Genomic DNA, 25,554 nt, shown 5'->3' with positions numbered 1-25,554 from the left:
CCGTACGGAGAGACAATCACTCATGTCGAGCATGGACAATGGCTCAGTCCGCCTCCGCCTTCGCTCCGCACCGAATCCACGACACCATCGCCGCGATTGCAGACAGCCAAGACGAGTCGCACCTAGACGAGTGATTCCCAACTCTGGGTTGAGCGGCGTGGCAGGTTGACCAGCGCAAGTAGAGAGGGCATCGATGGTCGTTTGTGAAGACAGACCTCGACACCCTCTTGACCGCACTGTACGTGCTTATCGACGACCACGTCATCCCGCCCGGCCGCAAAGGCCCGGGCCGGCCGAAGCGACTTTCCGAGGCCGAACTGGTCTGCCTGGCCGTGGCTCAGGTGCTGCTGGGCGCCCGCTCCGAGCACCACTGGCTGCGGATCTGCTACGGCCGTCTCGGGCATCTGTTTCCCTACCTGCCCAAACAGCCCGGCTACCACAAGCGGGTCAAGGCCGCCGCGCCGCTGATCTGCCGAACCACGATGTACCTGGCCGGGCTGTGCCCCACCATCGGCGACCAGCTGCGGCTGCTGGACGCCACCCCGGTGCCGTGCGGCACCTCTCGGTCCACCGTGCAGCGCTCCGCGCTGGCCGAGATCGCCGGCTACGGCTACTGCGCGTCGCACTCGCGCTGGTACTGGGGCCTGAAGCTGTACCTGTTGACCACCGCCGAAGGGCTCCCGCTGGCGTGGTGCCTGGCCGACCCGAAGATCGGCGAACGCGAGATCGCCGAGGACCTGCTCGACTACGCACGCGAACTGGGCGCTCTGGCACCGGGCATGGTCGTGCTGGCCGACAAGGGCCTGGCTGGCAGGGCGATCGAACGCTACTGCGCCGAGCAGGTCGAGGTGCTACTGGCCAGGCCGGACCGCAAGGACGAACGGCGCCGTTTCGGCAACCTCGCCGGGGTCCGGCAGTGGATCGAGTCGGTCAACCAGACCCTGAAAGGCCAGCTCAACCTGGAAGGACACGGCGGTCGTACACCGGCCGGGGTGTACGCCCGCGTCGCCCAACGGCTCCTGGCCATGACCGCCGCGATCTGGCACAACTGGCGCATAAACGCCGACGTCAAACGCTCCCTGACCGCGTACGACCACTGATCCATTCGGAATCACTCGTCTAGAGGAGAGAGCGACCGTACTGGCCCGCGCTCAACTCGCCGACTGCGATACCAAGCTCCCGGGCAGCGCTTGAAGCCGGCGCGGATCCCAACATCGTTACGGGATGGATCGCTGAGGTTGAGGCGGATCGTCAGCGTGCCCTCGCAGTGCTGAACGAGCCCAAGCCGAGGTCCGCTCCCAGGATGAGCCGTGAGCAGATCACGGAACTCGTCCAGCAACCGGGCGACATCACCGCGGCCTTGGGCGAGGCCGACCCAGCCGACCGCACCGAGGTCTACCGGCAACTCGGACTGCGGCTGACCTACCACCCGCAACAACGCGGGTCATCAGGCGGGATCCTCGGTCGGGCCCCGGCCCTTCAGTCCGTTGTTCGACCGGAACCCACCGAGCAGTGTGTCGTCCCAGAGGAACCGCTCCACAGCCTCCTGATCGCGGCTCCTGTCCTGGTCGTAACGCTCGTGGTGGACGATCTCGTCGAGCCCGCGCCGCGAGGTCGGGGTCGGCATCACGGCCGGGTATCCGACGCCGAACATGTCGTAGATCCGCATGTGCCGCGGGATGCCGAGCCAAGACTTGATCATCGTGCTCATGTAGGGCGAGCTCACGTCGCTGACCCACTGCGAACCGAGGCCGAGCGAGGCGACCGCGAGATGGGCGAAGACGGTCGCCTGAGCCAGGCTCGTCACGAAATGGGACTCGCCCTTCTCCAGCGCAGTCCGCACGGGATAGGCATCGATCACTCGTGGGTCGCCCAGCACGAGGACGAAGACCGGCGAGTGCCGGAAACCGGTGTAGCCAATGTGGTCGCGATGACCCCACACGGCCTCCTGCATCTCGCGCTTGTCGGCCATCTGCCGGGCGTAGAGCTCGGCGATCCGCTTGCGCGTTTCGGCGTCGCGCACCACGAGGAATTCCCACGGCTGGGCGTTGCCCGCCGAGGGCGCCCAGCGGGCGACCTCCAGGATCTTGTCGATGGTCTCGTCAGGCACCTCACGGTGCGGATCGATGGCCCGCACCGAGCGGCGGTGCCTGGCGAGCGCGAGGAGTTGGTCGTACGTCGCGGCGTCCGGCGGGGGCGTGCCGACCTGCTGCCCGTCGGTCTCTGCCGTCGTTGTCATCGCGTCTCCTTCGTCGTGATGTGGTGCCCCAGCCTGGACGAAACTAGTGAGAGCGTCCAATATCGGTTCTCATCTGTCTGATAGCGCGGCGTGATCAGAGGTGGAGTGGTGGAGTTCCGACATCTGCAGTACTTCGTGGCGGTAGCGGAGGAGCTGCACTTCCGCCGGGCCGCGGAACGGCTGCACATCGTGCAGCCCGCCCTCAGCCAGCAGATCGCTCGCCTCGAAGAGGAGCTCGGGGTCCGGCTGCTGCAGCGCACCAAGCGGCACGTCGAGCTGACCGCGGCGGGCCGGGTCTTCCTGGTTGAGGCCCGGGCAATGCTCGAGCACCGCGACGAGGCGACCGCCGCGGTGCGCAGGGCCGCGGCGGGCAGCACAGGGCGCCTCGCCGTGGGGTTCGTCGGCCCGGCCGCGTACAGCGTCCTACCGGGGGTGGTGCGCGCGTTCCGCGGCGAGTATCCCGACGTGGACCTGAGCCTGCACGAGCACACCACAGCCGAGCAGCTCGAGATGCTGGCCGCGCGCCAACTCGACGTCGGGTTCGTTCGCCTGCCTTCGGCAGCGGAGGGCCTCGAGCTCGAACAGGTGCTCTCCGAGCCGATCTGCGTCGTGCTTCCTGCGGGACATCCGCTTGACAATCGGCCGAAGGGCGCTCCACTGGAGGTCACCGAGCTCCGTGGTGAGGGTTTCGTGGTGGTCCCCCGCTCCCGCGAGGCGCTGGTCTTCGACCGGATCGTCGCGCTCTGCCACGGTGCGGGGTTCAGCCCGCGCGTCGTCCAGGAGGCACAGCAGGTCCACGCCATCATCGGCTTGGTGGCTGCCGGCATGGGTATCGCCCTCGTGCCGGACTCCATGCGAGCTCTGCGACGCCCGGGGGTCGTCTACCGGTCACTGCCGCCGTCCTCGAACACCGCGGTCGGAACCGGACTCGCCTGGCGGCGAGAGGAGGAATCACCGATCGTCGAGCCGTTTGTCCGCATCGTCCGGGCCTTGGCGAAGAACCAGGTCGACGGTGCGACATCAGCCAGGCCGTGAGGAACCGGTCGGGCTCAGGACACCGGCGCCGAGGACAACCGACCGCGGAGGGTCCGACCGGCCGCGCGCGAACGCGATCACGGGCCGCCTGACGCCGCAGTCCGGGACCCACCCGACGAGCGGGCGCAGGGTAGGTACTCAGTACACTGACCATTCTCGGCGAATCGGAGGCGAACCGAATGACGGCACGGCAGGCGGGCCATGACGGTGTGGTGGACCGCGTCGAGGTGAAGCTGGTCGACATGCCCCTCGGGGCGGCCCGCGGCGGATCCGGAGCGACGCAACTGCAGCTCGTCCGGGTCGAGGTGACGGCCGATGACGGCGCCGCAGGCGTCGGGTTCACCTACTCGCTCGGCCCGGGAGCCGAGGCCGTCGCGGCGTTGCTGGAGGCGGTGCACCTGCCCGCCGTGCTCGGGTTGCCGCTGCAGGACTGGGACCGCACCTGGTACGCGCTGCGCGACCGGACGAGCCGCCTCGGCGCGGGAGTCGCCCTCCTCGCGACCTCCGCCGTGGACATCGCCGTGTGGGACCTGCGCGCCGTGCGCGCCGGGGTCCCGCTCTTCCGGCTGCTCGGCGCCCACCGCGAAGATGTGCCGGTGTACGGCAGTGGCCGGGCCACGCACGGGATGTCGACGGCCGAGCTGGTCGAGGGGGCCCTGTCCTACGTCGCGGAGGGATACCGGGCGGTCAAGCTGCGGGTCGGGGTCCATCCCCCTGCCGTCGACGTCGCCCGGGTCGCTGCCGTGCGGGCGGCCGTGGGTGACGAAATAGCTATCATGGTGGACGCCAACGAGCGGCTCGATCTGGCGACCTCACTGTGGATGGGACCCGCGCTCACCGAGCTGGGCGTCGCCTGGTTCGAGGAGCCGCTCCCGTCCGCCCACGTCCGGGCGCACCACACGCTCGCCGCCGCGGCGGCGCCACCCCTCGCCGTCGGCGAGCACCTGCTCGGGCTGGGCGGCTTCACGCCTTTCGTCTCCGGCGGCGCCGCGATCCTCATGCCCGACGCTCCGCTCACCGGCGGCGTGTCGGAATTCCGGCGCATCGACGCGCTCGCCGAGGCGCACGGGCTCGCCCTCACGCCGCACTTCCTGCCCGAGCTGCACGTCCACCTGACGGCGGCGGCGCGCAGCGGCACGTGGCTCGAGCACTTCCCGCTGCTCGACGATCTCCTGGGCGAGGTCCTCACCCCGGTGGACGGGCGGGTGGCGCCGCCGCAGCGGCCGGGCCACGGCATGGTGTGGGACGAGGCGGCGCTCAACCGGTTTACTGTCCGCACCGCCGTGGCCGTCCGCTGACCCAGACGGGTCAGTCGTAGGCGACCTGGTGGTGGTCGACGACCAGGTTCAGTAGCCGGACGAACTCCACGCGCTCCCGTTCGCTCAGCCCGAGCAGGAGCTGCTCGCTGACGCGCTCGGCCGCGGGGAGCGCCCGCTGCAGCAGTGCGCGGCCGGCGTCGGTCACCCGGAGCAGGTTGCGCCGGGCGTCCCCGGCGTCGCGGAACCGGACCAGGAGGTCCCGCGCGACAAGGCGGCGGACGATCTCCGCGGTAGTCGAGCGGTCCATGCCGGCCAGTTCCCCCAGCATCCGCTGGTCGATCCCGGGCTTCTGGTCGAGGATGTTCAGCACCGCGAACTGCGCGGACGTGACGTCGCCGGGCACCTCGCGCGCCCAGATCTCCCGGTGCACCTGTTGCAGCCGGCGGACGAGGTGACCGGGGGCCGCACGCAGCTCGAAGGGCTCGCTCGACTCCTCCTGGGCATCAGTCAGGCGATCGGCCGGGGACATGCCCACAGTGTAGTGACGGGACTGCTCCGGCCACGCCGTCCGGGAACTCGCCACGCCCGGCCTATTGCGCACGCCGCCCCGCTCTCCTAGCCTCTTGCCCCAAGATGCTCAGTGTACTGAGCATCTATGTGGTCAGTGTACTGAGCATTGGCGACGAAAGGGGCTGATCATGACCATGAACACATCGGAGAAGGCGTACGAGGAGCTGGACGCCCTCGCCGTCGCCCCACTCTGGCGGTACTTCGGGGAGCTGTTCCTCCCCGAGCCACGCAGCGCCGCCCGCCCGCACCGCTGGGAGTACGCGGCGCTGCGGCCACACATGATGCACTTCGCCGACGCGCTGTCCCTTGAGGACGCCGAGCGCCGGGTGCTGATGCTGATCAACCCGGGGCTGCAGGACCCGCCGGCCACCGTGAACAGCCTGTTCGCCGGCCTCCAGATCATCATGCCGGGCGAGACGGCGCAGGCGCACCGACACACCGCCAACGCCTTCCGTTTCATCATCGAGGGTGACGCCGCGTACACCACGGTGAACGGCGAGCGAGTGCACATGCACCCGGGCGACCTGCTGATGACGCCGGGTTGGCACTGGCACGACCATTATCACGCGGGCGACCGGCCGATGATCTGGCTCGACGGCCTCGACTTCCCGATCACCAATGCGTTCGAGGCGGGCTTCTTCGAGCTGTTCGGCGACCGCTCGCAGAAGTCGACGGTGCCGGACGACCTGTCCAGCCGCCGGTTCATCCACGGCAGGCTGAACCCGGCCTGGGAGCAGGCCGCCGGGCCCGCCTCCCCCGTCGGCAACTATCCCTGGCGCGAGACCGAGCGCGCGTTCGCCGCGATCGCCGACGACGCCGAGGGCAGCGAGTCCGAGGGCGTCGTCCTGGAGTACACCAACCCCTGGACCGGCGGTTCCGTCCTCCCCACGATCGACTGCAAGGTCAGCAGGCTGCGCCCGCGCTTCGGCGGCAGGCCCCGGCGCACCACTGCGAGCACGATCCTGCAGGTGGTTCGCGGGCAGGGGCACGTCGAGATCGGCGACGAGCGGTTCGATTTCGCCCCCCACGACGTGATCGCCGTGCCCGGTTGGGCGCCGCACCGGTTCGTCAACGGCTCGGCGACCGAGGACGTCGTCCTGTTCGCCTACAGCAACCGCCCGGCCCTGCGGGCCCTCGGGATGCTCCGCGAGGAGATCCCGGGAACGGAGGTGTGACATGGTGCGCCTCGGAGAGGTCGTGATCGCCGGCGGCGGGATCGGCGGCCTCGCCACCGCGCTCGCCGTGCGGCGCAGCGGTGCCGCCGCCCGGGTCCGCGTGCTCGAACGCGCCGGGGAGTTCGGCGAGGTGGGGGCCGGGCTGCAGCTCGCACCGAACGCGGTCCGCGCCCTGCGCTGCCTTGGCCTCGACCGCGAGATCGACGACTACGCCTTCTACCCGCGCCGGCTCGTGATGCTGGACGCGCTGACCGGCGACCTCGTCACCGCCCTCGACCTCGGCGGCGACTTCCGCAGACGCTACGACGCGCCGTACGTGGTGATGCACCGCAGCGACCTCCTCGCGATGCTGCTCGACGAGGCCAAGCAGCACGACGACATCGAGCTGTGCAGCGGAACCGAGGTCACCGGCGTCGACCAGGACGACCGGGGAGTGGTGGTCCGCACGGCGCCGGGCGAGGAGTTCCGGGCCGACCTCCTCGTCGGCGCGGACGGGCTGCGCTCCGTCGTGCGTGCGGGCATTGTCGCGGACGGCGAGCCGGTCGGCGCCCGCTACGTCGCCTACCGCGGCACCCTCCCGTTCGACGACGTCGCCGGGATCGCCGGCGGCGAGGACGTGCTGCTGTGGGCTGGACCCCGGATGCACCTGGTGCAGTATCCGATCCGCCGCGGGGAGCTGTACAACCAGGTGGCCGCATTCGAAAGTGACCGCTACACCCCCGATCACGACCGTTGGGGCGACCCTGCCGAGCTCGACGAACGGTTCGCCGAGGCCTGCGCCCCCGTGCGGACCGCGGCCGCGCTCATCGACCGCAGCCGACGCTGGCAGATGCTCGACCGCGAGCCCGTACGGAACTGGGTACACGGACGGATCGCGCTCCTCGGCGACGCGGCCCATCCGATGCTGCAGTACGTCGCCCAGGGCGCCTGCCAGGCCATCGAGGACGCCGTCGCCCTCGGTACGGCCCTAGAGGCCGAGGCGGACGTCGACGCCGCACTCGCCCGCTACCTCCACGAGCGCGTGGACCGCGCCTCTCGGGTTCAGCACACCGCCCGCCTGTTCGGCGAGCTGATCCACCTCGCCGGGATGGGCGCCACCGTCCGCAACCGGCTGCTCTCCGCCCGCCCGCACGACGACTACAGCGACATCGACTGGCTCTACCAGACCGCCTGACCCCCGCTGACGTCTCGAAGGAGAGATCATGTCCAGCGCCGTTCCCGCAGTGCCCCCCGCCGTGTCCCCCGCTCCCCCGGCTGCCGCCGACGTCCCGGCCGACCCGGCCGCGAGCCGTCGGGTCGCCGCCGCCAGCCTGATCGGCACGACCATCGAGTACTACGACTTCGCCGTCTACAGCATCCTCGCTTCGATCGTTCTCGGCCCGTTGTTCTTCCCCTCGGCGAGCAGCACGGCCTCCACCATGGCCGCCTTCGCGACGTTCGCCGTCGCGTTCGTCGCACGGCCGATCGGGTCGATCCTGTTCAGCACGATCGGCGACCGCGTGGGACGCCGTCGCTCGCTGCTGATCTGTCTGCTGATGATGGGCGGCGCCACCGTCGCCATCGGGCTACTGCCGACCTACGCCGGCGTGGGCGTGCTGGCCCCGGTGCTCCTCGTCGTCCTACGGATCCTGCAGGGCCTCGCGCTGGGCGGGGAGTGGGGCGGCGCGGTGCTCCTCGCCACCGAGCACGCCCCGCCCGGCAGGCGCGCGATCTTCGGGTCCGTCCCGCAGATCGGGCCGCCACTCGGCTTCGTGCTCGCGAGCCTCGTCGTTGCCGCCGTCACCGGCGTCATGGACCGTGCGCAGTTCGTCGCGTGGGGCTGGCGCATCCCGTTCCTGATCAGCGTCGTGATGGTCGCCGTCGGCCTGTGGGTCCGGTTCAAGGTCGCCGAGTCACCGGTCTTCGAGCAGGCGGCGCAGAACCGGCAGCTCGTCCGCTTCCCCGTCGTCACCGTGCTCCGCGAGTTCCCCGGCCGGTTCGCGATCGGCGTGGCCGCCCCCGTCGGCGGGCTGGCGACCTGGTACCTGATCACCGCGTTCAGCGTCTCCTACGGATCCTCCGCGCAGGGAATCCCGCAGGCTCAGATGATCCTCGTGGCCTGTGCGACGGCCTTCACGCACATGGTGCTCGTCCCCCCGGCGGCTCTGATCGCCGAACGTTTCGGGCGGCGCATCCCCATGCTCATCGGCGCCGCCGGCGTCGCGATCTGCGTCGTGCCCGCGTTCGCGCTGCTCGAGACCGGCAACGCGCTCCTCGTGGGCGTCGGCTTCTGCGTCACCATGATCCCGTTCACGCTCATCTTCGCCCTCGTCGGCGCGTGGCTCGCGGAGTTCTTCCCCACCCGGGTGCGTTACAGCGGGGCGTCCGGCGCGTTCGTCCTCGCCGGCGTGCTGGGCGGCGGCTTCGCCCCGCTGATCGGAACCGCCCTCCTCGCCAATGGCGGTTCCCCGATCCGGCTCGGCCTCTACGCGGGCGCGCTGTCCCTGATCTCGACCGCGGCACTGGCGTTCGCGCCGGAAACCAGGCACCGCGCACTCACCTCGACCCACTGAGATCGCCATCCCCGACCCAGGAGGTCCGCCATGCGGCTCGCCACCTTCGACGACGACCGCGTCGGTGTCGTCACCGAGACGGGCGTCGTCGACGTCTCCGACCTGATCGACCGCCCGGTCGACGGCCCGATCGCCGCTGCTCCGGGAACCAGCCGGATGCGCCGGCTCGCGGCCGCGCCCGCACTGCTCGCCCGGATCCGGCACGAGTTCCCGGCACGCAGCCCGCGTCCGCTGGCCGACGTGACCTTGCAGGCGCCGCTCCCCGATCCCGGCAAGATCGTCGCCGCACCGGTGAACTACCGGGACCACAAGGCCGAGATGCGCCTCAAGGGCGACATCAACGCCATGGGCTTCTTCCTCAAAGCACCTACCTCAATGCTGGGCCCCGGCGGGCAGGTGCGGCTGCCGTACACCGACCGGCGCATCGACCACGAGGCCGAGTTCGCCGTGGTGATCGGAGCGCCGGCACGCCACGTCCGCCCGGACGAGGCGCTCGGCCACGTGTTCGGCTACACCGGCCTGATTGACGTCACGATGCGCGGCGGCGAGGACCGGTCAATGCGCAAGTCGTTTGACACCTTCACCCCCGTCGGCCCGTGGATCGTGACACCGGACGAACTCGGCGATCCGACGGACGTCGGCTTCACGCTGTGGACGAACGGCACAGTGCGGCAGAAGAGCAACACCGCCGAGCTCATCTGGGACGTCGCCCGGTTCGTCGCGTTCGCCTCGACCGTCACCACGCTCCTACCTGGAGACGTTATCTCCACAGGCACTCCCGCGGGCGTCAGCCCGCTCGCCGATGGCGACACCGTCACGCTCGAGATCGACCGCATCGGCCGGCTGACCGTCACCGTCACCGCGGACGGCGCCGTTCCCTGTCCCCTCACCCCGGTCGAGGGCTGACCGCCTGGCGGGCCATGGCGCTCGAGCACACGTGCGGCCGGCATGGGCCGCACGTGTGCTCGCAGGGGTAAGGCAAGTGCATCGTGGTAGGCGATGTCGATCGAGGCGCTCGTGCTGGCGACCCCTCTCGGTCAGGTCCGAGGCCTCGGCGTCCGACTCCGAATCGGCTGCCCTCGATCTCTTCCGGTTCAGCGACAGCCCGATGTTCGAGGCGCTGCAGCCGGACAGCTTCCAGACGGAAGGACAGGAATGAAGCTCGCCACTATCCGCACCCGCGACGGCGCGACTCAGGCCGTGCGCGTGGACGGGGAGACGCTGATCGACCTCGGCCTTGCCGACGTCGGTGAACTGCTGGCCGAGCCGGACTGGGCCGAACGCGCCGCCCGTGCCGGGGACACGGTCAAGGCGTTCGGCTACGCGCCGGTCGTGCCCCGCCCCGGAAAGATCATCTGCGTTGGGCTGAACTACCGCAACCACATCCTGGAGATGGGGCGGGAGCTGCCGCAGTACCCCACGTTGTTCGCCAAGTACCCGGAGGCGCTCATCGGGGCGTACGACGAGATCCAGCTCGCGCCGGAGTCCGAGCAGGTCGACTGGGAGGCCGAACTCGCCGTCGTCATCGGCAAGACCGTGCGCCGCGCCACCGAGGCCGAGGCAGGCGGGGCCATCGCCGGGTTCGCCGTCCTCAACGACGTCACCATGCGCGACTGGCAGTACCGCTCCCAGCTGTGGCTGCAGGGCAAGACCTGGGAGAACAGCACCCCCTTCGGCCCCTATTTGGTTACCCCCGACGAACTGCCCGGCGGCACCCGACCTTCGCTCACCCTCACCGGATTTGTCGATGGTGAGGTGGTGCAGCAGTCCGACACCTCGAACCTCGTGTTCGACCCCGTCGCCCTGGTGCGGTACATCTCCACGATCGTCACCCTCAAGCCGGGCGACGTCATCGCCTCCGGTACGCCTGGCGGGGTGGGCCATGCCCGAAAGCCGGCCCGGTACCTTACCGACGGCAGCGTTCTGACCACCGAGATCACCGGTCTGGGGCGTTCCGAAGCACAAGCTGTCACGGAGTTCATCTCTAATGGTCGCTGATCGCACCCACGTCGACAGCCTGCGATGGATGGCCCAGGGCACCAAAATCTTCTTCGATGCCCTGGCCGCCCTGCCCGATGATGAGCTTGACCAGCCGACCGCGCTCGATGGCTGGACCGGCAAGCATCTGCTGGCCCACGTCGCCGCCAACGCCGACGCGCTGGTCAACCTGACACGCTGGGCGCGCACCGGCGAGGAAACGCCGATGTACTCCTCTCCAGAGCAGCGTGACGCCGACATCGAGGCCGGCACCAGGCGGCCGACGGCCGAGTTGCGTGTCTGGGCCGCGCAGGCCGCCGCGGCCCTCGACGCACGGCTCGCCGAGCTGAACGAAAAGCAGTGGACCCACCGGGTCCGGACCGCCCAGGGCCGCATGGTCCCTGCCGAAGAGATCCCCTGGATGCGCGCCCGCGAGGTCATGGTCCACGCGGCCGACCTCGGCGCCGGAGTGGGCTTCGACGATCTACCGTCCGATTTCCTCGCCGCCCTGATAGACGACATCGCCGCCAAGCGTTCCGGCGGCGGCGGTCCCGCGCTCATGCTTGCGGCCAGGGACCAGAAGTGCACGTGGGCCGTCACCGGCACCGGCACCGGCACCGGCACCGGCACCGGCACCGGCACCGGCACCGGGGAACCCATACTCCTGACCGGCACCGTCGCCGGCCTCGCGGCGTACCTGTCCGGCCGAGCGGCCGACGGCGTCACCGGCTCAGGCGGTCAGCCCGCCCCCGAACTGCCGCGGTGGCTCTAGAACGGGCCCGACCTTCCTGAAAGGAGCGTCGGCTCGTCGATTCCTGGAGTGCGGGGTACGCCGCCGTGCGCCAGGGCCCGGCCGGCCCGGTGGGAAAGGAGACCGTCGGTGGGTCTGCCTGACATGATGCTGGCGGCGTACCTCACCGAACTCGGGGGCCCGGAAGGCATCCGGATCGGCCACCTTCCGGTGCCGGTTCCAGGCCCCACCGACGTTCTGGTGAGGACGGCGCTGATGGCGGTCAACCACGTCGACACGTTCGTACGCTCCGGCGGGTACAGGACACAGACGCCGATCCCGTTCGTGATCGGTCGCGACCTGGTCGGCACCGTGGTACGGACCGGCGAGGGGGTGGACGACCTCGCGATCGGAGCAAAGGTCTGGTGCAACAGCCTGGGGCACCAGGGGCGTCAAGGGTCATTCGCGGAGTTCGCCGTGGTGCCTCGGGAACGTCTCTACCGCCTGCCGGCGCAGGCCGACCCGGCGACCGCCGTCTCCGTACTGCACACCGCGGCGACCGCCTACCTCGGCCTGTTCCGGACCGGCTCCCTGCGGCCCGGTGAGACGGTCCTCGTCGCCGGGGCGGCGGGTGGGGTCGGGAGTGCGGCCGTACAGCTTGCGGTGGCGGCGGGTGCTCGCGTCATCGCCACGGCGGTGCCAGAGGACTTCGACTGGTGCCGCCGGTGCGGCGCGGATGTGCTGATTGACTACCGCGACCAGGCCTTACCGGCTCTGCTGGCGGAGGCCGCGCCGGAGGGATTCGACCTGTGGTGGGACAACTCGGGACGCCACGACCTGGACCTTGCCGTACCGCTGCTCAAGCGGGGTGGACGGATTATCGCGCTGGCCGGGATGGCGGCCCGGCCGGTGCTGCCGATGGGCGCACTGTACACGCGTGACGCCAGCATCAGGGGGTTCGTCATCAGCAACGCCTCGGCCGCGGACCTGGCGGAGGCGGCCGCCGTTGTCAACGACCTGCTGGCCACCAACCGGCTCATCTCGCGAATCAACGGCACCTACCCGCTAACGGCGGCCGCCGAGGCTCACCGCCAGATGGAGGCCGGAGTGAAAGGCCGGATCCTCGTCGCCAGTGACCCCGATCCGGGCTGATGCGCGCACACCAGGAAACGTAGACGACAGCGGGGGTGGCTCACCATATCGGGGCCCGAGTCGGTAGGCGAGGCGCCTGTGGCGGCGGCCAGCACCGACCGTACGGACGGCAGCGGCCAGTGCCCGCCGGGAGCGCCGACGAGCAGATCCTTATCAAGGAACTCCATCAAAGCGGGAGATTTCAATCCGCCAGAGGATCGCCCGGCCGAGCTGACAACCACGATCCGCGTGCCATCATAAGCCATGCGTTCTCGGCGGCGCCGTTTGGCTTCGGGCATGGACATGGTGGAACGGCGGCTGTCCCGCGCCAGCGCGATCCACCGACGCTGGCCGCTCCTCTTGCTGGCCTTCTCGGCATTCGCCGCGCTCGGCGTCCTGGTCCTTCTCATCGGCCCGGTGGCTCGATGGCTGACGCCGCTGACCGGTGTGTTCGGCAAGGACATTCCAGCCTCCCTTAACGCGACACGTCAGATGCTCCTAGTGGCCGTCGCCGGCATAGTGGCGACCGCCGGGCTGGCCTTCACCGCGCGCACCTTCTTCCTCACCCGACGCGGTCAGTGGGCAGATCGGTACGGCAAGGCGGTGACGCAGCTCGGCTCGGCAGAACCGATGGAGCGAGTCGGCGGGATCTACGCCCTGGAACGCCTGATGGCCGAGTCCCCGCACGACCACTGGACGGTCGTCGAGGTCCTGGCCACCTTCGTCCGCCGGCACGCCGCACGGCTGGAGGGCGAGTCAGCGGACAGCGGGTCGCCCACGCCACCCGCGGTCGACGTTCAGTCGGCCCTGACCGTGCTGTGCCGCAGACCCCGGAGGCCGGAGACCCACACCCTCGATCTGTCGGGCTCCGATCTCCGCGGCGCGGCGATGTCCGGCGGGCATCTGCCGCGGACGCGCTTCGACAACTCCTGCCTCAAGCGAGCCGACCTCAGTGGAGCCGACCTGCGCGGCGCATCGTTCCTGACGGCCGACCTGACGGAGGCGCTGCTGGTAAACAGCAATCTCGAGGACGCGTTCCTGACCGCCGCCGATCTGAGCTGGGCTGCTCTTGCCGGGGCACGGCTGGATCGGGCGAGTCTCGTGGCGGCACGACTAGAGGGCACGATCCTCGAGGACGCCCGGCTGCACGGCGCTCTGCTGACCCCACCGGACGTCGACGGTCTCACCGCCGCCCAGTTAACGACGGCTCTGCTGGACGACGCTACGGAGCTGCCGTCGCACCTCGCCACGCCCTCAGGACCGGACCGGGCCGCCCGGGCCTGACACCTGCCGTGGCACGAGGAGGCGAACCCACCACCGGCGGTAAACCTGATCGATCTGCTTGTAAGCGGTGTCCAGGGAAGCGCCGTACGCCCTGTTCTCGGCCCGCAGTTGCTGGTTCGCATGCTGGAAGCTCGCCCTGTCCCTGCTCGCCTCAGACAGTGACTGCCGCAACTCGACGGCCTCCCGCGCCGCCTTCTCCCGGGTCGCGGAAAGCTCGTCGGTCAGCCGCTTCATTTGGGCGCCCCAGATCTCGTCGAGTTTGCGGAGTTCCTCCTGGGTGTCGCGCAGTTGCAGCTCGGCTTGGTGCTTGAGCCGCTCCTCGTACTGCGCCCGTTCGAACTGGAACTCGACCAGCCGGTGATTCACCTCCGCAAGCTCGGTGGCGATCCGCTCGCGTTCGGTGCTGACGACGAAGAGCTCACCCTTCAAGCGTTTGATGTCCCGGCGTAGCCGGCGGCGCTCGGACTCCAGCTCGGTGATCCGCTGCGCCAGCCGGTCCTCGTCGGCCTTCTTGCGCAGGGCCACGATCAGGGCCGAGACGCGGTCGACCTCGCCCTCGACCGAGCGCATGCCACGGACGATCTCATCGTGGTGCTCGCGCTCGGCGTCCGCGCGGCGACGCAGCTGCCGGCCCCGCGCCTGGAGGTCCGCGGGATCACTCGGGATCGCGATGGCGCGCTCCCCGGCCGTCGTGTCGCCCGATCCAGTCTGACCGAGCTCGAAACTGCCCTCCTCCTTGACGGCGGCGACCCACAACTTCTCGATCACCTGCACATCACCACCGAGGGCCTCGGTGACCTGCAGCCAGTATTCCCAGGCCGGCAGGGCCGGACCGGAGAGCATCTTCATCACCGTCTCCGGGATGACACCACCGGCCGTACGGGCAGCGATCTGGACCGGGTCGAGCGCGCCAAGCGTGGAGCAGAGCGCCCGGAAATGGTCCTTGAGGTCTTCGAGAGCCTTGGTCGACGTAGGACCATCCGATGGCATGGCGACTCCTGACAACCGCGACTGTGGGCTCTCTCGATGGAGACCCACAGTACCGACTGGGTACCTGAATCTGACGCACAAGGCGGCCGGAGGTGTCGGAATTCCGTCCCGGGAGCCTAGTAATGCGACGGCAACCGTGCCACTGCAAATGCCGAGGTGGCAAAAAGTACAGCCAGGTCCGCTTCGCCCACACCCGGCATGGCCCCGACCGGCGGCCACCACCCCGAAACACAGGCGCTGCAGGTGTTGAGCAGCCTGTCACGCTTCGCAGGGAGCTGATCGCGGCCGTCCGTGCGCCCGATCTTGACTGCGGCTGTTGATCGGACGACGCGACGTCACGGTCAGACGGGACTACACCGTTGGCCGGAAGTCCCTCCGTAGCATGTCGCGCCATGAGCCGCATCGTCGTCAGGCCCCGCATCCAGATCCCGATCCTGGTCGTGATCTTCACTGTGTGGACCCTGCTGGGCGTCACCTACTTCACCTCGGGGGACGTAGTGGCCGAGCGTGACTGGTTCGGCATCGTGCTGGGATGCGTGCTCGTCACGAGCGGCCTGACCGGGATCTGGCGTGCTGTTCGACTCGGCGTGGTCATCGACGCAGAGGGTGTCCGGGTCCGCGGCTTCGACAGCCGTGACCAGGTCACACCATGGAGCGCGATCCAGTCAGTCGACTGCGTGCAGATCGACGAACGGGGAGGCTTCCCGCTTTACGCTCCCGTCCTCCGCCTCGGTGACGAAGCCGGGGCCATGGCTCTTTCGGCGCTCGGCTCGTACTTGCGCCAGGATGCCGAACGCAAGGTCGAACAGCTGCGAAGCTTCAAGGCCGGCGCCGCGCGGTCCTGATCGAGATGCAGAGGCGGGCGCCCGACCAGCGGCAGATGTGCACGTTAGGGATGACCATGTGAAGCTGCGGATGAGCGGGATGTTTGCTCGGTCCGGACGGGATGCGAGGCTGAACGCGTGGCTTCCCGATCGACGTACACGTGGACAACTCCCGGCTGCCCGGCGGCTTGGTACGCACCTTGGACGCGTCGGTGTATCTGAAGACCGGCGAAAGCGCGGTGGAGTGTCACGGAACCGGGCTCACCCTGCGGCAGGTCGATGACATCCTCGCACAGGTGGAGCTTGTCGCCGGGTTCCTCGACTCGTACGCCCCGGACGCCCGCCAGTACCTGAGCCGGCGCGACGCCCGCCCGCCGGTGACGCCCGTATGAGCTTGGTGTCGGCGTTCGTACCGATCTGGATCCTTACCGCGGTCGGCTACGCGGCCTGTCGTTGGGGCCTGCTGGGCGAGGCGGTGGCGTCGGTGCTCGGCCGGTTCGTGTTCCATCTTGGATGCCGTCCGCCCTGTTTCTAGCCCTGTCCCGAATGCCGCTTTCCGGGTTCGCCGGCCGGTCGCTGCTCGCCTTTGGGGTGAGCACGGCCGCGGTCGTCGGGTTCGGCTGGGTCGGCGCGAGCTGGCTGTTCGGTCGCACGCCCGGCGAACGGCCGATCTGGGGCATGGCCGCCGGGTACGTAAACTCGGCGAACCTCGGCATCCCGATCGCAACGCAGGTTCTCGGCAACGTGTCGTTCCTGGCGGAGGTGGTGCTGCTGCAGGTGCTGGTGGTGACGCCCGTGATCGTGGTCGCCCTGGACCGGCACAGCGACCCGGCCGGGCGGGTACGGGTCCGCCGTATCGCCTCCCTGCCGGTACGCAACCCTGTGATCCTGGCGTCGCTGCTCGGTGTCGCGTGCTCGGCTGCCGGCCTGCATCTGCCGTCTGCGGCCGGCGCGTCGCTCACCCTGCTGTCGGGCGCCGCGGTTCCGGCCGCCCTGGTCGCGCTCGGCGCGTCGCTGCACCGCACGGCGCCGCCGCGGGCAGAGCCGGCCGAGCTGGCCGTGATCACCGCGCTGAAGCTCGTCGCACAGCCGGTCATCGCGTACGCGGCCGGGCTGGCCTTGCACCTGTCCGCGCCGCAGTTGCTCGCCGTGGTGGTGTGCGCGGGCCTGCCGACAGCGCAGAACACGTTCATCTTCGGCCAGGAGTACGGCGTCGGCGAGGCGGTGGCCAACCGGGCGGTGGTGGTGACCACGACGCTGTCGCTGGCCACCCTGGCCGCGGCGGCGGCGCTGCTCGGGTAGGTCCGTCAGCTGACTCGTCCAGCAATCATGGTGAGTCACGCCGACCATGGCGCTGGCGGCCAGGTCTGCAGCCACGATCATCGCCTGATGATGGGCGGCCTGTCGACCACTCACTCGTCTTCATCCCACCGCGACAGCTCTCCCCGCCGAGCGAGATAACGGCAAGCAAAGTCGCTCAACAACCAACCGCCCAACCAAGCGAGTGCTGCGACGAAGATGAGGTCAAGAAAGGCGTTGGACGCAAAGCGACCAACGCCCCAGGCAACCGCGGCGATTACCCCGGCTGGCCAGGTGACCCATCGGACCAGCGCCCGATCGTCCGACCCCATCAAACACCTCCGAATCCAGAGCGGCCCTCCACAGCGACTCCTCGGCACGGACCAACACGATCAAACGAAGACCAGCAATGTGCAAGGACTGTCTCTGGCATTTCGTCCTGGCGCCAACTCGCCCTGGCGATGGCCCGTTGAGCAGACGTCAGTGATGGATGCGGCCGGTGGTCTTGGACAGCCGGGCGCCGTCGCCGCCCCACCGGGCCGCGACGATCTCGGCGGCGATGCTGACCGCGGTCTCCTCGGGCGTACGCCCGCCCAGGTCCAGCCCGATCGGCGAGGCGAGCTTGGCCAGCGCCGCCTCCGGCACGCCGGCCTGGCGCAGCTGGGTCATCCGCACGTCGTGGGTACGCCGGGAGCCCATCGCGCCGACGTACGCCAGCGGCAGGTCCAGCGCGAGCCGGAGCACCGGGACGTCGAACTTGGGATCGTGGGTGAGCACGCAGACGACGGTGCGCTCGTCGATCCGGCCGGCCTCGGCCTCGGTCGCCAGGTACCGGTGCGGCCAGTCGACGACCACCTCGTCGGCGTCGGGAAACCGGCGGGCGGTGGCGAATACCGACCGTGCGTCGCAGACGGACACCCGGTAGCCGAGGAAGGCGCCTACGCGGGCCACCGCGGCGGCGAAGTCGATCGCCCCGAACACGATCATCCGCGCCTTAGGCGCGAACGAGTTCACCAGCACGGACAGCCCACTGCCCCGCCGTTGACCGTCAACACCGTAGTGCAGCAGGCCGGTCCTGCCCGCGGCCAACATGCCCCGCCCGTCGTCGGTGACCGCCGCGTCGAGCCGTTGCGAACCGAGCGTGCTCCGGCACTCTTCCGGCCCGATCACCATCCGCCGGCCGAGGCTTTCCGGCGGGCCCGTCACGCAGGTCACCGTCGCCACGGGGCGCTGCGCGGCGATCGCCGCCGCCACCTCCGGCAGGTCCGGGAACCGGTCCGGGTCGACCCGTTCGACGTACAGGTCGATGACGCCGCCACACGTCAACCCGACGGCGAACGCGTCGTCGTCGCTGACGCCGTACCGCTCCACGCGTGGCTCCCCGGACCGGATCACCTCCTGACACAGCTCGTAGACGGCCGCCTCGACGCAACCACCGGAGACGCTGCCGACGGCGGTGCCGTCCGGACCGACCAGCATGGTCGCGCCGGGCGGCCTCGGCGCGCTGCGCCAGGTGCCGGTCACCGTCGCCATCCCCACCGGCTGCCCGTCCCGCCACCAGCGCAGCAACTCTTCCAGCACGTCACGCATGGGGTGCCAGATCCAGGTCGTCGTCATCGGCCACGTCGGCGCAGGGCACCACCCGGACGGCGGCGGTGTGCGCTCGCAGGTACGGCCGGGCGCCGGTGTCACCCACGGCCAAGGCCGCGACGCCGGGCCAGTGGTCGCGTCCGAGTAGCACCGGATGGCCGGACCGGCCGTTGTCGTAGCCGGCCATGATCAGCTCTGCAGGGCCAGCGCCAGCAGCGACCCGCCGCACCGCTGCGGCTGTCACACCGGGCATGTCGACCAGCGTCACCACGGTCGCGGCGGCGCCGGTGTCCGCCAGCGCGGCCAGTCCGGCCCGCAGGGACGAGCCCATGCCGGTGGTCCACTCAGGATTGTCGACGACCGCGACCCCGTCGAGGGCCGCCCGAGCCCGGACATCGTCGGCCGCCGCGCCGAGCACGACGACCACGGGGGCGCACCGCGCTGCGCGAAGAACGCCGATCGCCCGGTCGACCAGGAGCTGCCCGTCCTGGCGGACGAGAGCCTTCGGCATGCCGAAGCGGCGCCCGCCGCCGGCGGCGAGGAGAAGCCCGGCCACCATCATCGGCGGAGGCTAGCATGCTGCCTGACGTCAGGGTTCCCCTGATCGGGGCAGGTTTAAGCTTGTTCTTTAACCTTTGCGCTGCTTACGGGCGGTGATGCTTAGGTCGCGTTTGACGGTTTTGCCGACGTCGTGGCGGGGGGCGGGTCGTCGGTTTCGGGAGCCGGGCGGCCGTCCTGGGCCGGGTTTGGCGGGTTTCGGGACGCTGGCTGGTAGGGCGCTGGTCGCGCGGATGTTGCGAAACCCTCGGCGTACGCGGGCGGGGGTGAGCCGTTCGGGTGGTGCGGGGCGTTCCCAGGGGCGGCGTAGGTCAGCGGCCAGGGGCCGGGCCAGGTGTAGCTGGGTGTAGGCGACGATGACTAGCCACGTCCAGCGGTCAGCGGCTTCGGTGGTGCGGATCTTCGGCCGGGTCCAGCCCAGGGTCTGTTTGAACAGGCGGAAGGTGTGTTCGAGGTCGAAGCGGCGCAGGAACGTCTGCCACCATCGGTCGATGTCGGCGGTGGTGGCGTTCGTGGCCGAGCACCACAGCCAGACCGGTTTGGGGTCACGCTCGCCGGGCAGGTGCTCGACCTGCAGCCGGATGAGGGTGCCGTCAATGACCGGCAGGTCGCCGTCGTGGTCGATCCAGCAGGTGCGGCGGGTCAGCCTGGGGTGTAACCGGTCCCAACTGTCGGCTCGTGCGGTGCCGTAGCGGCTGGTCGGGGTGAGCGTGGTGTGTTGCGGCGTTGGCCAGGTGGCCGGGTCATTGCAGGCGAACTCGGTACCGTGTTTGCGGGGACGGCCGGTGGCGCCCGGCTGCCTGGTCGGCTTGGGAAACCGTAGGACCCGGTCCGAGCGGATTCGGCCGACCAGTAGCACGGGCAGGTCGGACAGCACCCAGGCCAGTCGAGTGGTGTCGTAGCCGGTGTCACAGACGATCAGGATGTCAGGGTCGCCGGGCCGCCAGTGCCCGGCGCGGATCAGCCGGTCGATCAGCTGCCGGAGTTGGTCGGCGGTGACTGCGGTGGCGTCGTCGGCCGGGTCCAGCCGCACCGCGTCGAGCACCTGCGTCCACGATGTGCGGCCTGGTTCCAAGGCGGCGACGAACGAGTACGGCCAGCCGGGGATCATCTGGGCGGAGCCTCTGCCGCGGCCATAGACGTGGCAGAACAACCGATCCGGGCTGGTGGCCGCGTCCGGGCGCAGCCAGTTGCTGACGTCAACGGCGAGCATGATCCGCCCGTCGACGGCGCGGGGCAGCGCCAGCCCCGCGAGGGTCACCCGCAGCCGGCCGACATCAATCCCGCCAGCGCCCAAAGCGTCGTAGAGGGCGCCGTGACCACGGCGAGGCTCGGCGGCCAACGACAGGTCGACCAGGCTGGTCACGGGCCCGCCCGAGCACAGCAACGCGTCGGTGAGCTCGAACAACGCGTCCGCCCGACGTGGCAGACACCGGTAGAAGTCCCGACGAAACCCCGCCAACCTCGCCGCTGAATCCTCGGCCGACCTGACCGCCGACGTGTCAGAGGGGACGGGCGTGTCGGGCAACACGAGGCCACCCAGGTGGTCCAAAATCGTGGCCACGGCCACCGCCTGTTCTGTTCTTCGCGTCCTTGCAGGGAACGCAAAGGATCATCAGACGGTGGCCGGTCTACGTCTCCACGACACGCCGAGTCCACACAGGACTACCAGCCAACCGAGACGTCCGAGGTTAAAGAACAAGCTTAGCCGGGCAGGCGCAGTGCGAGGAAGAAGTCGACCCGGTCCTCGAAGCGGCTCAGGTCGCGACCGGTGAGCTGCTCGACCCGGCCGATCCGGTAGCGAAGTGTGTTCACATGCACGTGGAGCAGTTCCGCGCAGCGGCTCCAGGAACCGGAACAGGCCAGGAACGTCTCCAGCGTCTGTACCAGGCGGGCGTCGTGGACGCGGTCGTACTCGACGAGCGGGCCGAGCAGCCGGCCACGGAACGCCCGCCGGGTGTCCGTAGGCACGCCGGCCAGCAGCAGCAGGTGCGAGGCGAGTTCGCCGGCCGACACGACGGTGGCCCGACCCGGCCGCTCGCTCGCCGCGCGCCAGGCGTGCCGGGCCTCCTCTACCGCCCCGGACAGCGCGACGGCCCCCGCGGCCGGCCCGCTGATCCCGACGGTGAGCCGGCCGGCCCCCAGCGCCGGCACCAGCGCCGCGATCTCGGCCCGTACGGTGTCGAGCACGGCCGGCGCCAGCTGAGCCGGCACGGCGACGACGGCCAGGACACCGTCCGGGTCGGCGGCCAGCCTGGCGACCAGGGTCTGCGGCGCGTACGGCCGCAGGATCTCCTCGACCACAACCACGGCCAGCTCCTCGGGCGCCGACAGCCGGGCCAGGCTCGCGGCCAGAGCGAAGAACGTCGCATTCGGCGACAGCCCGCACGACGACAGCCGCGCGCGGAGCTCAGCAAGATCACCGCCGGAGTCGAGCAGCGAGCCGACCCGGTCAGCGAGCCGCCGCTCCACCCTGGTCGCCTCGTCGGCTTGGGCTCGGGCCAGCGCGACCAGGCTGACCAGTTCATCGGCGGCGTCGGGAAGCGGGGCCCGGGCGGCTCCGGCAGTCACTGCGAGCAGCCAGGACGCCAACCGGTGCTCGGGCCGGCCCGGCACGGCGAGCACGGTCAGCGGCCGCCCGTCCACAGTGATCGCTAATGGCAGCCGGTCGGCCGCGACGAACGCCGCGGCCAGTTCGGCCCGGGCGGTGGCGTCCAGGCCCGCGGTGCCCGCGACGATCCGGCCGGTCGGAGTCAGCACCCAGCAGTCCACACCCAGGTCGGCGGCGACCGGCGACAGCAGGTCACCCAGCCGCGCCCCGGCCGCCATCGCCGCCACCAGGCCGCGGTGCCGGACCAGCACGGTCGCCAGTCCGGTGGCCCGCCGCGCCCACAGCGACGGGTTGACCTCGTCGAGGATGTCCCGGAAGGAAACCTCGACCGGGACCTCGAACAACGGCATCTGATGGGACCGGCACGTCTCGACCAGGTCCGCCGGCACGGAGCCGTACGCCGCGTCGCCCGCGCCGATCGCGGCCACGCCGGCTGCCGCGCAGGCCGCCACGAAGGTCTCCGAGTCGGCCGGCGACCGCCGCCACATCAACCCCGTCAGCACGACCTCGCCGCCGGACAGGTACCGACGGGGGTCGAGCAGGTCGGTGACGTAGAGGCGGGTGAGCGGCCGGTCCAGGTCGTCGGCGCCGGCCAGCACCGACAGCCGCAGCTGTGGGATGCCCAACACCTCGCGCAGCAGCATGGCCGACCTTCCCGTACGCGCCGACCGGTCGCCCGGCTTGTAGGAACGCACAAGAAGCGTACGGCGGGCGTGCCACGGATTCGGTGTTCGAGCCGATGTCGCCCGGACGCCACCGCTGCTCTACTGCTCCTCAAGGAAGAGGGAGGTGATCGTCATCAGCCCAGGTGGCGGCGCTTTCGCCGAATTCAACCGCGCCCCGGCCGCGCTGGCCGAACGCGACCTGCTCGCCTGTTGTGCCGTACCGGAATGGGCCCGCGCGGTGGCGGGCGGCCGGCCGTACCGGGATCTACCCGCTCTGCTGGACTCGGCCGATGCCGGTCTGCTCCGGCTCTCCTGGGAGCAGGTCGCGCAGGCGCTCGCGGCGCACCCGCGGATCGGCGAGCGAGTGGCCGGCACGGACCGCGAGTCGGCCTGGTCGCGGCGTGAGCAGGCCGGCATGGACGGCGCCGACGCGGCGACGAGGGCCGCACTGGTCGAGGCCAATCGGGCGTACGAGCGGCGCTTCGGCCACATCTTCCTGATCTTCGCCAGTGGACGCACCGACGCGGAATTGCTCGCGGCGGCGCGTGGCCGGCTGACCAACGACGCCGCCACCGAGCGGCAGGTGGTGCGCCGGGAACTACGCAAGATCGCCCTGCAGCGGCTGGAGAGGCTCGTCGGATGAGGTACGCCGCGATCTCGACCCACGTGCTCGACACGGTGCGCGGTGAGCCGGCGCCCGGCGTACCGGTCCGGTTGGAGCGGGCCGGACCCGAGGGCTGGACCGTCGTCGCGGACGGACACACCGACACCGACGGCCGGTTGCGCGACTGGGTGGCGGAGCCGCACTGGGGCGCCGGCGGGTACCGGCTGGTGTTCGACGTTGGCGCCCACCTCGGGCCGGACGCCTTCTTCGCCGAGATCACGGTGGCCTTCCAGGTCCACGATCCGGCCCGCCATCACCACGTGCCGCTGCTGCTCAGCCCGTACGGCTACACGACCTACCGAGGGAGTTGACACCCATGGGCATCGCGCTCGGCGCCAACCAGTACGGCAAGGCGGAGACGCGGGTCGTGCGGGTGGTCCGCGACGGGCCGCGCCACGAGTTGCGCGACCTGAACGTCAGCACCTGCCTCGCCGGTGACCTCACCGCCACCCACCTGACCGGCGACAACGCCAACGTCCTGCCGACCGACTCGCAGAAGAACACGGTGTACGCCTTCGCCAAGCGCCACGGCATCGACCAGATCGAGGACTTCGGGCTGCTCCTCGCGCGGCACTTCGTGACGTTGCAACCGGCGATCACCCGGGCCCGGGTGGACATCGAGGAGTACGCCTGGCAACGGCTCGGTCCGCACTCGTTCCAGCGGGCGGGCGGGGAGGTGCGTACCGCGTCGGTGACGGTCGACGGCGACGGGACCCAGGTGGTGTCCGGGCTGACCGGGCTGGTGCTGCTCAACTCGACCGACTCGGAGTTCGCCGGCTTCGTGCAGGACCCGTACACCACGTTGCCGCCGACCAAGGACCGGATCCTCGCCACTGCGGTGAACGCGCACTGGCGGCACGCCGGCGAACGGGCGGCGCAGGACGCCGACTGGGCCGAATCCTATGCCGGGGTACGCGCCGCCCTGGTCGGCGGCTTCGTCGAGACGTACAGCCTCGCACTGCAGCAGACCCTGTACGCGATGGGTGAGCGGGTGCTGCGTGAGTGCGCCGGGATCGTCGAGGTGCGGCTGTCCCTGCCCAACAAGCACCACCTGCTGGTCGACCTGGCGCCGTTCGGGCTGGAGAACCCGGGTGAGGTCTTCGTCGCGACGGACCGCCCGTACGGGCTAATCGAGGGCACGGTGCTCCGCGACGACGCGCCGGCACCGGAGGGGGCCGGGTGATGGAGTTCCTGCAACCGTCCAGCTGGTCGGATGCGCTGGCGGCGAAAGCCGCCCGACCCGACGCGGTCCCGATCGCCGGGGGCACCGACGTCATGGTCGAGCTGAACTTCGACCGCCGTCGCCCGCCCGCACTGCTCGACCTGACCCGAGTGGGCGCGCTGACCGAGTGGGGGTACGACGGTGACCTGCTGCGCGTCGGGGCGGGCGTGAGCTATCGGCGGATCATCGACGAACTCGGTGGTGTGCTCCCCGGCCTGGCGATGGCAGCGCGCACGGTCGGCTCCCCGCAGATCCGCAACCGGGGCACGGTCGGCGGCAACCTCGGCTCGGCGTCGCCGGCGGGCGACGCGCACCCGCCGCTGCTGGCCACCGACGCGCTGGTGGAGGTGGCATCGGTGCGGGGCACCCGCACGGTGCCGGTGGACGAGTTCTTCACCGGGCCGAAGCGGTCCGTGCTGGCCCCCGACGAGCTGATCGCGGCTTTCCTGGTCGCACCGGCCGCCGGACCGCAGCAGTTCGCGAAGATCGGCACACGCAACGCCATGGTGATCGCGGTCTGCTCCTTCGCGGTGGCGCTGCACCCCGCCACGCGCCGGGTCGGCACCGGAATCGGGTCCGCCGCGCCGACGCCGCTGCGCGCTCATCAGGCCGAGGAGTTGCTCGCCGCCGAACTGCCGTGGCACTCACGCGGCTCGCTGCCCGCTCCACTCGTCCGCCGCTTCGGCGAACTGGTGGCCGGTGCGGCGGCGCCGATCGACGACGTGCGCGGCACCGCCGCCTACCGCCGACAGGCGCTGGCCGTACTCGCCCGGCGCACGCTCGGCTGGGCCTGGGCGCAGTTGTCGGCATCGCAAGGGGAACCAGGAGGCCGCTCGTGAGAATCACCTGCACGGTCAACGGCGAGCGCCACGAGGCCGACGACGTGTGGCCCGGCGAGAGCCTGCTCCACGTGTTGCGGGAGCGGCTCGCCCTGCCCGGCGCCAAGAACGCCTGCGAGCAGGGCGAGTGCGGCTCCTGCACGGTCTACCTCGACGGCCTGCCGGTCTGCGCCTGCCTGGTCGCCGCCGGCCAGGCGCAGGGCCGGACGGTCATCACCGTCGAAGGGCTGCCGGCCGAGGTCCACCCGGGACTGCCCGCCGGAACCGGGGAGGGGCTGTTTGCCGACGCCGGCGCGCTCGACCCGGTGCAGCGAGCCTTCATCGAGGCGGGTGCCGTCCA

General features: G+C 70.5%; 25 protein-coding genes and 1 pseudogene. 19 read left to right on the top strand and 7 right to left on the bottom strand.

The genetic code is table 11. From position 1 onward, the window contains the following. The first annotated feature begins 203 nt into the window (after positions 1–203). Positions 204–1,100, top strand: coding sequence for an IS982 family transposase (locus tag ACN26Y_RS18345; RefSeq protein WP_155331462.1), 897 nt, complete (start codon positions 204–206; stop codon positions 1,098–1,100). Positions 1,101–1,447: 347 nt separating this feature from the next. Here the strand turns inward: ACN26Y_RS18345 and ACN26Y_RS18340 are convergent, their stop codons facing one another. Beyond that, on the bottom strand, positions 1,448–2,239 hold the full coding sequence (locus tag ACN26Y_RS18340; protein ID WP_155331461.1) for a nitroreductase family protein: 792 nt from the start codon (positions 2,237–2,239) through the stop codon (positions 1,448–1,450). A 108-nt stretch (positions 2,240–2,347) separates the two neighbouring features. Between ACN26Y_RS18340 and ACN26Y_RS18335 the strand changes: the two genes are divergently transcribed. Together ACN26Y_RS18335 and ACN26Y_RS18330 are read left to right on the top strand one after the other, a co-directional pair. Next, positions 2,348–3,274, top strand: coding sequence for a LysR family transcriptional regulator (locus tag ACN26Y_RS18335; RefSeq protein ID WP_155331460.1), 927 nt, complete (start codon positions 2,348–2,350; stop codon positions 3,272–3,274). A 179-nt stretch (positions 3,275–3,453) separates the two neighbouring features. Then, the gene (locus ACN26Y_RS18330; protein WP_155331459.1) at positions 3,454–4,572 is read left to right on the top strand and encodes a mandelate racemase/muconate lactonizing enzyme family protein; all 1,119 of its coding nucleotides are present in this window, start codon (positions 3,454–3,456) and stop codon (positions 4,570–4,572) included. 10 nt (positions 4,573–4,582) lie between these two features. Here ACN26Y_RS18330 and ACN26Y_RS18325 read toward each other — a convergent pair whose 3' ends face one another. Next, on the bottom strand, positions 4,583–5,062 hold the full coding sequence (locus tag ACN26Y_RS18325) for a MarR family winged helix-turn-helix transcriptional regulator (RefSeq protein WP_155331458.1): 480 nt from the start codon (positions 5,060–5,062) through the stop codon (positions 4,583–4,585). 169 nt (positions 5,063–5,231) lie between these two features. Between ACN26Y_RS18325 and ACN26Y_RS18320 the strand changes: the two genes are divergently transcribed. The 8 genes from ACN26Y_RS18320 to ACN26Y_RS18285 all read left to right on the top strand — a co-directional run bounded on the left by ACN26Y_RS18320 (position 5,232) and on the right by ACN26Y_RS18285 (position 13,952). After that, positions 5,232–6,278: a cupin domain-containing protein gene (locus ACN26Y_RS18320; protein WP_196255614.1), complete on the top strand. Its 1,047-nt coding sequence runs from the start codon at positions 5,232–5,234 to the stop codon at positions 6,276–6,278. A 1-nt stretch (position 6,279) separates the two neighbouring features. Then, entirely contained in the window at positions 6,280–7,452 is a 1,173-nt protein-coding gene (locus ACN26Y_RS18315) for an FAD-dependent monooxygenase (RefSeq protein WP_155331457.1), read from the top strand. A 28-nt stretch (positions 7,453–7,480) separates the two neighbouring features. Next, on the top strand, positions 7,481–8,830 hold the full coding sequence (locus ACN26Y_RS18310) for an MFS transporter (protein ID WP_422733120.1): 1,350 nt from the start codon (positions 7,481–7,483) through the stop codon (positions 8,828–8,830). A 30-nt stretch (positions 8,831–8,860) separates the two neighbouring features. Continuing rightward, positions 8,861–9,736 (top strand): fumarylacetoacetate hydrolase family protein, encoded by an 876-nt coding sequence (locus ACN26Y_RS18305; protein WP_230688622.1) that lies wholly within the window; start codon positions 8,861–8,863, stop codon positions 9,734–9,736. A 249-nt stretch (positions 9,737–9,985) separates the two neighbouring features. After that, the gene (locus tag ACN26Y_RS18300) at positions 9,986–10,828 is read left to right on the top strand and encodes a fumarylacetoacetate hydrolase family protein (protein WP_422733119.1); all 843 of its coding nucleotides are present in this window, start codon (positions 9,986–9,988) and stop codon (positions 10,826–10,828) included. 28 nt (positions 10,829–10,856) lie between these two features. After that, a complete protein-coding gene (locus ACN26Y_RS18295; RefSeq protein WP_422733118.1) occupies positions 10,857–11,579 on the top strand; it encodes a maleylpyruvate isomerase family mycothiol-dependent enzyme in 723 nt (240 codons plus the stop codon). Between the two features lie 108 nt (positions 11,580–11,687). After that, positions 11,688–12,689 (top strand): NADPH:quinone reductase, encoded by a 1,002-nt coding sequence (locus ACN26Y_RS18290; protein WP_422733117.1) that lies wholly within the window; start codon positions 11,688–11,690, stop codon positions 12,687–12,689. 276 nt (positions 12,690–12,965) lie between these two features. Beyond that, complete coding sequence (locus ACN26Y_RS18285; protein ID WP_196255613.1) at positions 12,966–13,952, top strand: pentapeptide repeat-containing protein; 987 nt, start codon at positions 12,966–12,968, stop codon at positions 13,950–13,952. Here the strand turns inward: ACN26Y_RS18285 and ACN26Y_RS18280 are convergent. Next, on the bottom strand, positions 13,923–14,942 hold the full coding sequence (locus ACN26Y_RS18280) for a hypothetical protein (RefSeq protein ID WP_155331452.1): 1,020 nt from the start codon (positions 14,940–14,942) through the stop codon (positions 13,923–13,925). The genes ACN26Y_RS18285 and ACN26Y_RS18280 overlap by 30 nt on opposite strands. A 392-nt stretch (positions 14,943–15,334) precedes the next feature. On the opposite strand from ACN26Y_RS18280, the gene ACN26Y_RS18275 reads away from it, so the two are divergent. The 3 genes from ACN26Y_RS18275 (at position 15,335) to ACN26Y_RS18265 (ending at position 17,068) form a co-directional block, all read left to right on the top strand. Continuing rightward, positions 15,335–15,787, top strand: coding sequence for a PH domain-containing protein (locus tag ACN26Y_RS18275; RefSeq protein WP_422733116.1), 453 nt, complete (start codon positions 15,335–15,337; stop codon positions 15,785–15,787). Positions 15,788–15,927: 140 nt separating this feature from the next. Further along, the gene (locus ACN26Y_RS18270; protein WP_422733115.1) at positions 15,928–16,158 is read left to right on the top strand and encodes a hypothetical protein; all 231 of its coding nucleotides are present in this window, start codon (positions 15,928–15,930) and stop codon (positions 16,156–16,158) included. A 154-nt stretch (positions 16,159–16,312) separates the two neighbouring features. Further along, positions 16,313–17,068: an AEC family transporter gene (locus ACN26Y_RS18265; RefSeq protein ID WP_422733114.1), complete on the top strand. Its 756-nt coding sequence runs from the start codon at positions 16,313–16,315 to the stop codon at positions 17,066–17,068. Positions 17,069–17,545: 477 nt separating this feature from the next. Here the strand turns inward: ACN26Y_RS18265 and ACN26Y_RS18260 are convergent, their stop codons facing one another. The 4 genes from ACN26Y_RS18260 to ACN26Y_RS18245 form a co-directional block, all read right to left on the bottom strand. Further along, the gene (locus ACN26Y_RS18260) at positions 17,546–18,682 is read right to left on the bottom strand and encodes an XdhC family protein (protein ID WP_370463252.1); all 1,137 of its coding nucleotides are present in this window, start codon (positions 18,680–18,682) and stop codon (positions 17,546–17,548) included. Further along, positions 18,648–19,217: a nucleotidyltransferase family protein gene (locus ACN26Y_RS18255; RefSeq protein ID WP_422733113.1), complete on the bottom strand. Its 570-nt coding sequence runs from the start codon at positions 19,215–19,217 to the stop codon at positions 18,648–18,650. Before ACN26Y_RS18255 ends, ACN26Y_RS18260 begins: the two co-directional genes overlap by 35 nt. Before the next feature lie 66 nt (positions 19,218–19,283). Continuing rightward, positions 19,284–20,675 carry an NF041680 family putative transposase gene (locus ACN26Y_RS18250; RefSeq protein ID WP_422733112.1) on the bottom strand — a complete coding sequence of 464 codons (1,392 nt, stop codon included), beginning with the start codon at positions 20,673–20,675 and terminating at the stop codon, positions 19,284–19,286. Between the two features lie 242 nt (positions 20,676–20,917). Further along, positions 20,918–22,468: a PucR family transcriptional regulator gene (locus ACN26Y_RS18245; protein WP_422733111.1), complete on the bottom strand. Its 1,551-nt coding sequence runs from the start codon at positions 22,466–22,468 to the stop codon at positions 20,918–20,920. A gap of 145 nt (positions 22,469–22,613) precedes the next feature. On the opposite strand from ACN26Y_RS18245, the gene uraD reads away from it, so the two are divergent. The 5 genes and pseudogenes from uraD to ACN26Y_RS18220 all read left to right on the top strand — a co-directional run. Continuing rightward, positions 22,614–23,132 (top strand): 2-oxo-4-hydroxy-4-carboxy-5-ureidoimidazoline decarboxylase, encoded by a 519-nt coding sequence (uraD, locus tag ACN26Y_RS18240; RefSeq protein WP_422733110.1) that lies wholly within the window; start codon positions 22,614–22,616, stop codon positions 23,130–23,132. Further along, on the top strand, positions 23,129–23,464 hold the full coding sequence (gene uraH, locus ACN26Y_RS18235; protein WP_422733109.1) for a hydroxyisourate hydrolase: 336 nt from the start codon (positions 23,129–23,131) through the stop codon (positions 23,462–23,464). Before uraD ends, uraH begins: the two co-directional genes overlap by 4 nt. Positions 23,465–23,469: 5 nt before the next feature. After that, the gene (pucL, locus tag ACN26Y_RS18230; RefSeq protein WP_155331447.1) at positions 23,470–24,336 is read left to right on the top strand and encodes a factor-independent urate hydroxylase; all 867 of its coding nucleotides are present in this window, start codon (positions 23,470–23,472) and stop codon (positions 24,334–24,336) included. Continuing rightward, positions 24,336–25,214: an FAD binding domain-containing protein gene (locus ACN26Y_RS18225; RefSeq protein ID WP_155331446.1), complete on the top strand. Its 879-nt coding sequence runs from the start codon at positions 24,336–24,338 to the stop codon at positions 25,212–25,214. Before pucL ends, ACN26Y_RS18225 begins: the two co-directional genes overlap by 1 nt. Next, a pseudogene (locus ACN26Y_RS18220) lies at positions 25,211–25,552 on the top strand ((2Fe-2S)-binding protein); the annotation flags it as partial. The gene ACN26Y_RS18225 and the pseudogene ACN26Y_RS18220, both read left to right, overlap by 4 nt. Positions 25,553–25,554: the final 2 nt, after the last annotated feature.

The organism is Micromonospora sp. WMMD558 (assembly GCF_049315255.1).
In the GTDB taxonomy this organism is placed as follows: Bacteria; Actinomycetota; Actinomycetes; order Mycobacteriales; family Micromonosporaceae; genus Micromonospora.
Note: the sequence above shows the minus strand (reverse complement) of the source record. Positions and strands in the feature narration are given on the sequence as shown.

Coding starts and splice junctions, on each gene's coding strand:
- ACN26Y_RS18280 (WP_155331452.1), bottom strand. CDS start 14,942: ATGCCATCGGATGGTCCTACGTCGACCAAGGCTCTCGAAGACCTCAAG.
- ACN26Y_RS18315 (WP_155331457.1), top strand. CDS start 6,280: ATGGTGCGCCTCGGAGAGGTCGTGATCGCCGGCGGCGGGATCGGCGGC.
- ACN26Y_RS18245 (WP_422733111.1), bottom strand. CDS start 22,468: ATGCTGCTGCGCGAGGTGTTGGGCATCCCACAGCTGCGGCTGTCGGTG.
- ACN26Y_RS18305 (WP_230688622.1), top strand. CDS start 8,861: ATGCGGCTCGCCACCTTCGACGACGACCGCGTCGGTGTCGTCACCGAG.
- pucL (WP_155331447.1), top strand. CDS start 23,470: ATGGGCATCGCGCTCGGCGCCAACCAGTACGGCAAGGCGGAGACGCGG.
- ACN26Y_RS18325 (WP_155331458.1), bottom strand. CDS start 5,062: ATGTCCCCGGCCGATCGCCTGACTGATGCCCAGGAGGAGTCGAGCGAG.
- ACN26Y_RS18320 (WP_196255614.1), top strand. CDS start 5,232: ATGACCATGAACACATCGGAGAAGGCGTACGAGGAGCTGGACGCCCTC.
- ACN26Y_RS18330 (WP_155331459.1), top strand. CDS start 3,454: ATGACGGCACGGCAGGCGGGCCATGACGGTGTGGTGGACCGCGTCGAG.
- ACN26Y_RS18225 (WP_155331446.1), top strand. CDS start 24,336: ATGGAGTTCCTGCAACCGTCCAGCTGGTCGGATGCGCTGGCGGCGAAA.
- ACN26Y_RS18260 (WP_370463252.1), bottom strand. CDS start 18,682: ATGACGACGACCTGGATCTGGCACCCCATGCGTGACGTGCTGGAAGAG.
- ACN26Y_RS18310 (WP_422733120.1), top strand. CDS start 7,481: ATGTCCAGCGCCGTTCCCGCAGTGCCCCCCGCCGTGTCCCCCGCTCCC.
- ACN26Y_RS18300 (WP_422733119.1), top strand. CDS start 9,986: ATGAAGCTCGCCACTATCCGCACCCGCGACGGCGCGACTCAGGCCGTG.
- ACN26Y_RS18340 (WP_155331461.1), bottom strand. CDS start 2,239: ATGACAACGACGGCAGAGACCGACGGGCAGCAGGTCGGCACGCCCCCG.
- uraH (WP_422733109.1), top strand. CDS start 23,129: ATGAGGTACGCCGCGATCTCGACCCACGTGCTCGACACGGTGCGCGGT.
- ACN26Y_RS18285 (WP_196255613.1), top strand. CDS start 12,966: ATGGACATGGTGGAACGGCGGCTGTCCCGCGCCAGCGCGATCCACCGA.
- ACN26Y_RS18265 (WP_422733114.1), top strand. CDS start 16,313: ATGCCGCTTTCCGGGTTCGCCGGCCGGTCGCTGCTCGCCTTTGGGGTG.
- ACN26Y_RS18255 (WP_422733113.1), bottom strand. CDS start 19,217: ATGATGGTGGCCGGGCTTCTCCTCGCCGCCGGCGGCGGGCGCCGCTTC.
- ACN26Y_RS18275 (WP_422733116.1), top strand. CDS start 15,335: ATGAGCCGCATCGTCGTCAGGCCCCGCATCCAGATCCCGATCCTGGTC.
- ACN26Y_RS18295 (WP_422733118.1), top strand. CDS start 10,857: ATGGCCCAGGGCACCAAAATCTTCTTCGATGCCCTGGCCGCCCTGCCC.